Source organism: Marinovum sp. PR37 (genome assembly GCF_028807375.1).
GTDB lineage: Bacteria > Pseudomonadota > Alphaproteobacteria > Rhodobacterales > Rhodobacteraceae > Marinovum > Marinovum algicola.
Map to the genome: position 1 here is coordinate 43772 of NZ_JARAML010000032.1, position 8901 is coordinate 52672.

Here is an 8901-nt window from a genome sequence, read left to right on the forward strand (position 1 = left end):
TTGCCCGCGCGCGGCGCTGCGCATTGACCTCCCCCTGCCCTTGCCGCTATCTGCACCGCAGGATGAAGCAACCGACCAGATGAGCCCGTGATCGCAGACCTTTCCGCTGACGCCCCGGTCGATCTCTCGGTCACGGTTGCGATCTCCACCATCGGAGAGCGGCTGGCCGGGCTTGCCCTGCCGGCTCCGCATCCCGGGGTCGATTACCTGGTGCTGGTGCAGATGCCCCGGGGCATCCCCTGCCCCGAAGAGATCGCTGCCCGCGCCGATGTGGCGGTGCATGTGCTGGGCTCCGTCGGGTTGTCGCGCAGCCGCAATGCCGCCTTCGACCATGCCACCGGCGCGCTGCTGGTCTTTGCCGATGATGACATGACGCTCGAGCCGGAGGGCTTTCGCGCCCTGAGCCGGGCCTTTGCCGCCGATCCGGCGCTTGATTTCGCCGCCGGCTGGCGCAGCGACCGGTTGCCCGGCGCCGGGCCACGCGGCCGCCGTCACCGGTTGCATCACTTCAATGCCGGCCGGGTCTGTGCGCCCGAGCTGATCGTGCGCCGCAGCGCCGTCGAGGCCGCCGGGCTGCGCTTCGACCCCGAGTTCGGGCTGGGCGCGCGCTTTGGCCTGGGCGAGGAATATGTCTTTGTCACCGATGCGCTCAAGGCCGGGCTTGGCGGCGTCTCGCTGCCGGTGGCGGTCGGGCGGCACCCCTCCGAGAGCACCGGCGACAACTGGCAGCGCGCCGACCTGATGCGGGCGCGGCTGGCCATGCTGAAACGGGTCTTCGGCCGCTGGGCGCCGGTGATGCGCCTGCTCTATGCCCTGCGCTATCGCAACCGGATCGGCGGCCCCGGCCGGCTGCTGGCCTTTGCCCGTGGCCAGGTGCCCGGCCAGCCACAGGAGGCCGATGCGCCATGACCGCTCCGCAGATGCCGCAGACCCCCACGCCCTCCCTGCCCCGGCAATGGGCCTGGGCGGTCTATCGCCGGATCAATCCCGGCGTCGAGCGTCACGTGATGTGGCTGCCCGAGGGCGGCATCGGCTATTTCCGCATCGGCAAGGCGGCCAATTCCTCGATCCGCACCGCGCTGGCCTCGGCCTTCGGGCTGAGCTCGCCTTCGGGGCACATCCCCTCCAAGGATGCCTTCTGGGGCGAACAGGCGCGCCACAAGGTGCAGCGCATGCGCCCGGCGACCTATGCGCTGCACCCCGCCACCCGGGCCGGCTGGAGCTTCACCTTCGTGCGCCACCCGGTGGCGCGGCTCTATTCCTGCTGGCACAACAAGGTGGTGGAAAACCCGGTGCTGCTGCCCGGCATGGCCGACATGGGCATCACCCCGGGCATGGATTTCGACGCCTTCGTCGAGGTGGTGGCCCGCACCCCCGAGGCGGGGACGGAAATCCACCTGCGGGCGCAATCCGCGATCGTCACCTGGCGCGGCCGGGTGCTGCCGGATTTTGTCGGGCGGGTCGAGGAGGCCGAGGCCGACTGGGCGCATGTCCGGCGCGAAATCCGCATGCGCTGCGGCCGGGACATCGGGCCGATGCTGCAACGCAATGTCCGCCAGCAACACGCCGGCGCCGAGATCGCCGAGACCCTGGCGCCGGAGACCCTGGCCCGGATCAAGGCGCGTTATGCCGAGGATTTCCGGCTGTTCTATCCCGACGCGGACGCCGCGCGGTCCTGAAGCGCGGCGACCATCGCCAGCACCCGTTGGCCCAGATCGCGCGGACAGAACATCTGCGCCACCCAGTCCGGCTCGGGCGCCCGGGTGCGCAGATGCAGCAGGTCGTCGAGCGAGGTGATCACCCCGCTGCCGTCGAACAGCCGCCGCATCGCCGCCGACATCGGGTCCATGTAGGCATCGACATAATCGAGATAGACCATCGTCGGCACGCCTTCGCGGATCAGGTCGATCGCGGCGGTCGAGGTGCAGGTGATCCCCAGCGCCGCCTGTTCCGTGGCCTCGTCCATCGGGCAGGCGGTGAGGCGCAGGTTGGTCGGAGCGTCGGGAAAGGCCGCCTTGAGCAGCCCGGGGTAATCGTAGCGCTCGCGGTGCAGGTGGCGGGTGTTCTCGTCGGGCAGGTGGCGCAGCTTGATCCAGACCTGGCGGTCGGGGTTGGCCTCGGCCAGGGCCACCATGGCTTCGAGCACATGCAGCCGGCCGCGCCGGGTCAGCGGCGAGATCGCCTGGGCGAAGAAATAGATGTCGCGCCGTGTGTCCAGATCCTCCGGCGGGGTCAGCGTGGGGGCAAGAAAGGTCGGATGGCCGAAATCCACCAGCGGCGCGGTGACATTGCTGTCGGTCGCCGCCTGCTCGCGGGCCCAGGCGGCGAATTTCCGGGTGTCGCTCTGCGGAAACAGGAAGACCCCGTCGCAGGGCATGCGGTTGGCATAGCCGCGCTCGGGAAAGAAATCGAGACCGCCGAGGAAGGAGATCACCTGGGTCCGGTGGCGCAGATGCTTGAGCGCCGGGGTGCGCAGGAAGTTCGCCAGCGAGCGGAACACCCGACTGGTGAGCACCGCGTCGTAGAGGCCCGCCTGCACCGCCTCGATCAGCGCCTCCTTGTTGAACAGCACATAATCGGCCTCGGGCACCAGCATCTCGAGCTGGCGCAGCGACAGCGCCTGTTCCGGCAGGTAGCAACCGAGGGTGATCTCGGCCTCGGGCGCGGCGGCGCGCAGCAGCGCCCGCAGGCGGACCGCAAAGATCAGCGTGGAATCGTCGCAGAAGGTGAGCAGAAGCCGCGGGGTGCCGCTCATTGGCCCGCGCCCCCGGCGCGGAACGCTGCCAGCGTCGCCGCCTGACGGGCATTGTGTTGCCGGTTCGCGGCCTTCCAATGAGCGGGATCGAGCTGTTCGGCGACCCCCAGATCCAGCAGCCAGCGCAGCGGCGCGCCAAAGATGTCATGCCGCGACAGGCGATAGAGCCATTTCCCGAGAAGGGTGGCCTTGAGGCGTGCAAGCATGGGCTGCTCTCGTCTGGTTTTGTCTCGGCACTGCGTGTACACAGCACGAAATTTTTTGTAAACGCTGCGGCACTCCGGGCACGTCGCGCCCCGGGATGCCAGCCAGAAGAAAGCCCTGTCGACGTGTCAGCCCAGAATGCGCCCGAACGCCCTGCAACCCATTGCGTGATCCTCGCGCGCGGCGGCTCCAAGGGGGTGCCCGGCAAGAACCTGCGCGCCGTGGGCGGGCTGTCGCTGGTAGCGCGCGCGGTGCGGGCCGGCCGGGCGGCGCCATCAGTGACGGCGGTGCATGTCTCGACCGACGATGCCGCGATTGCCGCCGAGGCCCGGCGTTTCGGGGCCGAGGTGATCGACCGGCCGGCCGGGATCTCTGGCGATGGCGCCAGTTCGGAAAGCGGCTGGCTGCATGCGCTCGAGGTGATCGCGGGGCAGGGCCGCCCGGTGGACCGTCTGGTCTTTCTGCAATGCACCTCGCCCTTCACCACCGGCGCCGATATCGAGGCCTGCCTCGCGGCGATGGAGGAGCAGGCCGCGGCCTGCGCGCTCTCGGTGATCGAGGACCATTCCTTTCTCTGGAGCCTGGATGCCGAGGGCCGTGCCCGCGGCACCAACCACGACGAGCGCCAGCCGCGCCAGCGCCGTCAGGATCTGCCGCCGGCCTTTCGCGAAAGCGGCGCGGTCTATTGCGTGCGGGCCGAGGATTTTGCCCGCGTCGGCCGCCGCTTCTGCGGCCCGGTGGCGCTGGCGCCGGTGGATCACCCGCCGGTCGAGATCGACAGCCTGGACGACCTGGCGCTCTGTGCGCAGATCGCGGTGCTGCGCGGCGGCAGCGAAGGCTTGGGCTGTCGCGCCGATGGCATTGCCGCGGTGGTGATGGATTTCGACGGGGTGCATACCGACAATCTGGTGCTCACCGACGAGACCGGCCGCGAGGCGGTGATGACCTCGCGCGGCGACGGCATGGGGCTCGAGATGCTGCGCAAGGCCGGGCGCTGGCAGCTGATGATCCTGTCGAAGGAACGCAACCCGGTGGTCGAGCGTCGCGCTGCGAAACTCCAGATCGAGGTGCACCAGTCGGTCGACGACAAGGTGACGGCGCTGGAGCATTGGCTGGCGGGGCAGGGGCTGGGCTGGGACCAGCTGCTCTATGTCGGCAATGACGTCAACGATGCGGCGGCGATGGCCCGGGCCGGACTTTCGGCCTGCCCCGGCGATGCCCATCCGGAGATCCTGGGCATGGCCGACTGGGTGCTGCCGCAGCCTGGCGGGCGTGGCGCGCTGCGGGCCATGTGCGATGCCCTGCTGGCCCGGGTGTGAGGCCCATGTTCGAAGACCGGGTCTGCGTGGTGGCCGGCAATGGCCATTCGCTGGGCTGCATCGCCCCGGGGCGGGTGCTGGCCGGGGATGCGGTGCTGCGGACCAACAACTTCTTTTTCGAACAAGAGTTTCATCTCGGCCGGCGGGTCGACATGGCCTATATCGCCGGCGATCCCCGGGTCGCGCCCTTCATGTTCGAGACGTTGCACCGCTGCCGCGATGAATACGACATCCGCGGCTGGACCAGCCACAACCCGAAGGTCGTCAAGGCGGGCATGCGCCGGTTCCGCGATCTCTACCACCCGCTCCGGTTCCGCGATGCGGCGGTCGAACGCGGGGTCGAGGCGTTGATGGCGCGCTATCAGCGCAAACCGATGTCGGGCACCTATGCGGTGCTGGCGGCACATGGGCTGGGCGCGCGGCATGTGCTGGTGGCGGGCATGGATCTCTATTCCGGCGGGGCGCGCTATCTCTTTACGCCGGGGCGGCACCACCGGGCGCTGATGCAGCCCGGCATGGCGGCCTCCGGGCCGGATGCGCATCTGCACAACCCCGATCTCGACCGGGCGATCCTCGAGATGCTGCTGGCGCGCGGCGATCTGCGGCTGGAGCGCACGGCGGCGCAATCGGCGCTGGCCGACCTGTTGCCGCTGGCCGCGGCGCGCGAGGGCGCGGCGCTGGACAGCCGGCCGCGGGCCAATCCGGTGGATGACTGGGCCGGCTGGGCCGGGGTCTATCCGATTGCCCTGCTCAAGCTGCTGCGCCGCGGCGCGGCGCTGCGGCGCGGGCTGTTCCGCCGCGGGCCCGGCCGGTGAGCGCCGCGCCCGGGGGGCTGCGGGGCTGGCTGCTGGACCAGGCGGTGCCGCTCTGGACCGGCGCCGGCTGGGACGCGGCGACCGGCACCGTCTGGGAGGCGCTGGACCATGCCGGCCGGCCACGGCGCGATCTCGACCGGCGGCTCAGGGTGCAGGCGCGCCAGGCCTATGCCTTTGCCACGCTCGCCCGCCAGCCCGGGGTCTGCCCGGCGCTGGCCGCCGATCTCCGGGCCCGGGCCGAGGGCCTGTTCGATTTTGTCATGACCCGGGGCTTTGCCCCCGGCAGCGGCAACCTGGCCAGCTGGCTGGCGCCGGATCTGACGATCCGCACGGCGCCGCATGATCTCTATGATCTCAGCTTCGTGCTGCTGGCGGCGGCCGGGCTGGCGGCGGCGGGCACGGATGTCAGCGCCGAGATCGCCAGGCTCGAGGGCGCCCTCGACCGGCTGGCCGCGCCGCGCGGCTGGCACGAATGCGCCGCCCGGCGCCTGCCCCGGCGGCAGAACCCGCATATGCATCTCTTCGAGGCGATGTGCGCGCTCTACCGTGCCACCGGCGCGCCGCGCTTCGCCGCCCGCGCCGCCACCTGCCGCCGGCTGATGGCCGAGACCTTCCTGGGGGCGGATCTGCGGCTGCTGGAATTCTACGATGCCGGTCTGCGCCCGCTGACCGGCGCGGATCAGCGCGAAGAGCCGGGGCATCTGGTGGAGTGGATCGCGCTCGAGGCGGGCTGGCAGGCGCTGGATCTGCCGGAGGGGGCAGGGGGCGCGCCGCTGCCGCCGCCCGAGGCGATGTTCGCCGCCGCCACGGCGCATCTGTCGCCCGGGGGCCTGCTGCCGGATGTGGCGGGGCAGGCCAGCTTCCGGCTCTGGCCGCAGAGCGAGCTGTTGCGGGCGGCGCGGCTGATGCAGGGGGCGGGGGCGGACCTGCCGGAGCGGCTGCGCCCCGAGGCCGTTCTGGCGCGGATCCGGGCGGGCTATCTCGAGACGCCGGTGCCGGGCGGATGGTACGACCAGCGCGACGGGAAGGGCGCGCTGGTCTCCGACACCATGCCGGCCTCGACCTTCTATCACCTGGTCGAGGCCTTCCTGTGCCATGACAGCGGCCGGCTTGCCGGCCTGACGCCGCCCGCGATGGATCAGACCGCGAAGACGTTGTCGTAAAGCGCGGTCACGTCGGTTTGGCCTTCGAGGATGAGGGTGGTGCCATCGGCGAAGTCGAACACCGTGTCGCCCTCCACCACCGAGGCATAGGTGTCGACGATGTCACGGCCGTCGGTCATCCCGTCCACCAAGCCGGTGGCGATATGCAGCTCGTCCTGGAAATTCTCGAAATCCTGGATCGTGTCGGTGCCGCCGCCGAGGTCGAAGTGGAACTCGTCGGCCAGGGTGCCGCCGCGCAGCAGGTCGTCGCCGGCGCCGCCATCGAGGATGTCGCGGCCCTGATTGCCGAGGAGGGTGTCATTGCCGGCGCCGCCGGAAAGCGTGTCGTCACCGGTGCCGCCCAGCAGGCTGTCGTTGCCGCCTTCGCCGGAGAGCGCATCGCTGCCGAAATTGCCTTCCAGCGTGTCATGGCCTGAATCGCCGAAGACGACATCCCAGGCCGAGCCGGCCGAGACGTAATCATTGCCGCTGCCGCCGCTGATCGTATCGGCCCCGGCGCTGCCGAACAGGCTGTCGTTGCCGGCGCCGCCGTCGATGATGTCGGTGCCGCTGCGGCCGATGGCGTAATCGTCGCCGCGGCCGCCGTCGATGATGTCGGCGCCATTGCCCGAGCTGATCCAGTCGTCGCCGGCGCCGCCCAGGACGGTGTCGACCCCGGAGTTCGAGATCAGCGTGTCATTGCCGGCATCGCCGGCGAGGTAATCGGCGCCCCAGTCGCCCACCAGGCGGTCATGGCCGTCACCGCCCTCGAGCGTGTCATGGCCCCCGCCGCCGCGGATCTCGTCGCTGCCGGCGCCGCCGGTGAGCAGGTCGGCCCCGGCGTCGCTCCGGCCGTTGTCGCTCTGGTTGCCGCCGACCAGAAGGTCGTCGCCGCTGCCGCCGTGCAGGCTGTCGGCGCCCTCGCCGCCAAAGACCGCGTCAGAGCCGCTGCCGCCCCAGATCACGTCATTGCCCTGCTGGCCATGCACCGTGTCGTCGTTCAGCCCGGCGCCGATCGCATCGCCGGCCGCGCTGCCGGTGATCACCGCCAGCACCTCGTCCTCGTCGGTGTCGACGTCGTTGATCACCAGGCCGCCGTCGGCGGTGACCCCCTCGGGGACAACGTTGACCGGATCGACGAAATCGATGTCGGGCAGGGTGTCGAAATCCGGCATGTGCGGCAGGGTGAGAAAATGCTGCTCGTGCTGGTGGCCGTTCGAGCCGCCGTTGCCGTTCATGTCGATCCGCGCGCCTTCGAGCGCATAGAAGATATGGCCGCCCGCCGGGGTCTCGATCAGCAGCCAGGGCTGCGGCGCGGTGCCGGGATCGTTATGCGCGCCGTTGAAGGCGACGACGCGCACATTGGCGGGCAGGTTGTTCAGATCGAGCAGCAGACCCTCGATCCGGATCTCGTCGCGGCTGGGATCGAAATCCTCCAGCCGGCCGACGATGGTGTCCCGGACGTTGTCGATATCGACGAAGTTGAACGTGTCAGAGCCGCCCCCGGCGCGGGCATGGTGCCCGTGAGAGAACTCGGTGATGGTTTCGAAGCCCAGGTTTTCCCAGTGGTTCACCTGATTTTCGAGGCCCCCTCCATAAGTATGGATCTGGCTGATGCCGTTTGTGGCGGTATGTACTCGTACTCGCATTCTGCTGACCTGTCCGTATCTGAGCCTTCGGCGCTTTTCCGAACCAGCCGGACAGGCGCCCCCATGGCTTTGGACAATTGACCGGGGCGAGGGGTACGGGACAGCGCCCGTCAGGCGAGCCGCGGCCTGCTTACGGTCAGCCGGCTAGGCGGGCGGCGGGCAGCGATACTGACCGTACAGGCCAGACCTCTCCGGACGCCCGGGTCACATATTCAAAAGGATGGGGAGGGGCCTCCCGGGAGGCACCAAAGCGCGGCCCGGGGGGAGGACAAGGGCGCGCGGCCGGGCAGGGCGGCCGCTGCGGGCAAGGGGAAGGAGAAAGCCGCGGCCCCGGCCGGGGCCGCCGCCCGGGGCTCAGACCACGAAGACGTTGTCGTAGAGCAGGGTCAGGTCGGTTTCGCCTTCGAGGATGATGGTGGTGCCGTCGTCCAGGGTGAAGACCGTGTCGCTGCCCACCACGGTGGCATAGGTATCGACGATGTCCTGGCCGTCGGTGCGCCCGCCGACCAGGCTGGCGTCGAGATGCAGCGCGTCCTGGAAGTTCTCGAAATCCTGGATCGTGTCGGTGCCGCCATTGACGCCGAAGTGGAATTCGTCGGCCAGGGTGCCGCCGCGCAGCAGGTCGTTGCCGGTGCCGCCATCGATGACGTCGCGGCCCTGGTTGCCGAGGATGGTGTCGCTGCCGTCGCCGCCGGCCAGGGTGTCGTCGCCGGTGCCGCCGAGGATCGAGTCGTTGCCCTCGCCGCCGGAAACGAAATCGCTGCCGAAGTTGCCTTCGAGCGTGTCGTTGCCGGAATTGCCGAAGACCAGATCCCAGGCCGAGCCGGCCGAGACGTAATCGTCGCCGGTGCCGCCGGTGATCGTGTCGATGCCGGCGCTGCCGTAGAGGCTGTCGTTGCCGGCGCCGCCATTGATGGAATCGGTGCCAGTGCGGCCGATGGCGAAATCGTCGCCCTCGCCGCCGTCGATGATGTCGGCGCCATTGCCCGAGCTGATCCAGTCGTCGCCGGCGCCGCC

The 8901-nt window shown here is 70.0% G+C and carries 9 protein-coding genes; 5 read left to right on the top strand and 4 right to left on the bottom strand.

Features of this window, described 5'->3' with window-relative positions; genetic code table 11:
• Nucleotides 1–87: 87 nt before the first annotated feature.
• On the top strand, nucleotides 88–909 hold the full coding sequence (locus tag PVW49_RS20795) for a glycosyltransferase family 2 protein (RefSeq protein WP_048536047.1): 822 nt from the start codon (nucleotides 88–90) through the stop codon (nucleotides 907–909).
• Entirely contained in the window at nucleotides 906–1679 is a 774-nt protein-coding gene (locus tag PVW49_RS20800; protein WP_074839930.1) for a sulfotransferase family 2 domain-containing protein, read from the top strand. The genes PVW49_RS20795 and PVW49_RS20800 overlap by 4 nt, the downstream gene beginning before the upstream one ends.
• On the opposite strand, the gene PVW49_RS20805 is transcribed toward PVW49_RS20800, so the two are convergent.
• Complete coding sequence (locus tag PVW49_RS20805) at nucleotides 1649–2755, bottom strand: DUF6716 putative glycosyltransferase (RefSeq protein ID WP_274591466.1); 1107 nt, start codon at nucleotides 2753–2755, stop codon at nucleotides 1649–1651. The two genes, PVW49_RS20800 and PVW49_RS20805, sit on opposite strands and share 31 nt — an antisense overlap.
• Nucleotides 2752–2961 (bottom strand): hypothetical protein, encoded by a 210-nt coding sequence (locus PVW49_RS20810; RefSeq protein WP_274591467.1) that lies wholly within the window; start codon nucleotides 2959–2961, stop codon nucleotides 2752–2754. The genes PVW49_RS20805 and PVW49_RS20810 overlap by 4 nt, the downstream gene beginning before the upstream one ends.
• Before the next feature lie 123 nt (nucleotides 2962–3084).
• Here PVW49_RS20810 and PVW49_RS20815 point away from each other — a divergent pair, with 123 nt between their 5' ends.
• The 3 genes from PVW49_RS20815 to PVW49_RS20825 are packed head-to-tail and all read left to right on the top strand — an operon-like array spanning nucleotide 3085 to nucleotide 6256.
• Nucleotides 3085–4278 (top strand): acylneuraminate cytidylyltransferase, encoded by a 1194-nt coding sequence (locus PVW49_RS20815; RefSeq protein WP_048536054.1) that lies wholly within the window; start codon nucleotides 3085–3087, stop codon nucleotides 4276–4278.
• A 5-nt stretch (nucleotides 4279–4283) separates the two neighbouring features.
• Nucleotides 4284–5093 (top strand): hypothetical protein, encoded by an 810-nt coding sequence (locus PVW49_RS20820; RefSeq protein WP_048536056.1) that lies wholly within the window; start codon nucleotides 4284–4286, stop codon nucleotides 5091–5093.
• Nucleotides 5090–6256: an AGE family epimerase/isomerase gene (locus PVW49_RS20825; RefSeq protein ID WP_274591468.1), complete on the top strand. Its 1167-nt coding sequence runs from the start codon at nucleotides 5090–5092 to the stop codon at nucleotides 6254–6256. The genes PVW49_RS20820 and PVW49_RS20825 overlap by 4 nt, the downstream gene beginning before the upstream one ends.
• Here the strand turns inward: PVW49_RS20825 and PVW49_RS20830 are convergent.
• Nucleotides 6232–7884 carry a calcium-binding protein gene (locus PVW49_RS20830; protein WP_274591469.1) on the bottom strand — a complete coding sequence of 551 codons (1653 nt, stop codon included), beginning with the start codon at nucleotides 7882–7884 and terminating at the stop codon, nucleotides 6232–6234. The two genes, PVW49_RS20825 and PVW49_RS20830, sit on opposite strands and share 25 nt — an antisense overlap.
• Nucleotides 7885–8238: 354 nt before the next feature.
• Nucleotides 8239–8901 (bottom strand): calcium-binding protein (locus PVW49_RS20835; protein ID WP_274591470.1); only part of this gene is annotated, 663 nt, incomplete at its 5' end.

What these genes read in the sequence shown, in the direction of transcription:
- PVW49_RS20820 (WP_048536056.1), top strand. Translation starts at nt 4,284, where the DNA reads ATGTTCGAAGACCGGGTCTGCGTGGTGGCCGGCAATGGCCATTCGCTG.
- PVW49_RS20800 (WP_074839930.1), top strand. Translation starts at nt 906, where the DNA reads ATGACCGCTCCGCAGATGCCGCAGACCCCCACGCCCTCCCTGCCCCGG.
- PVW49_RS20810 (WP_274591467.1), bottom strand. Translation starts at nt 2,961, where the DNA reads ATGCTTGCACGCCTCAAGGCCACCCTTCTCGGGAAATGGCTCTATCGC.
- PVW49_RS20830 (WP_274591469.1), bottom strand. Translation starts at nt 7,884, where the DNA reads ATGCGAGTACGAGTACATACCGCCACAAACGGCATCAGCCAGATCCAT.
- PVW49_RS20805 (WP_274591466.1), bottom strand. Translation starts at nt 2,755, where the DNA reads ATGAGCGGCACCCCGCGGCTTCTGCTCACCTTCTGCGACGATTCCACG.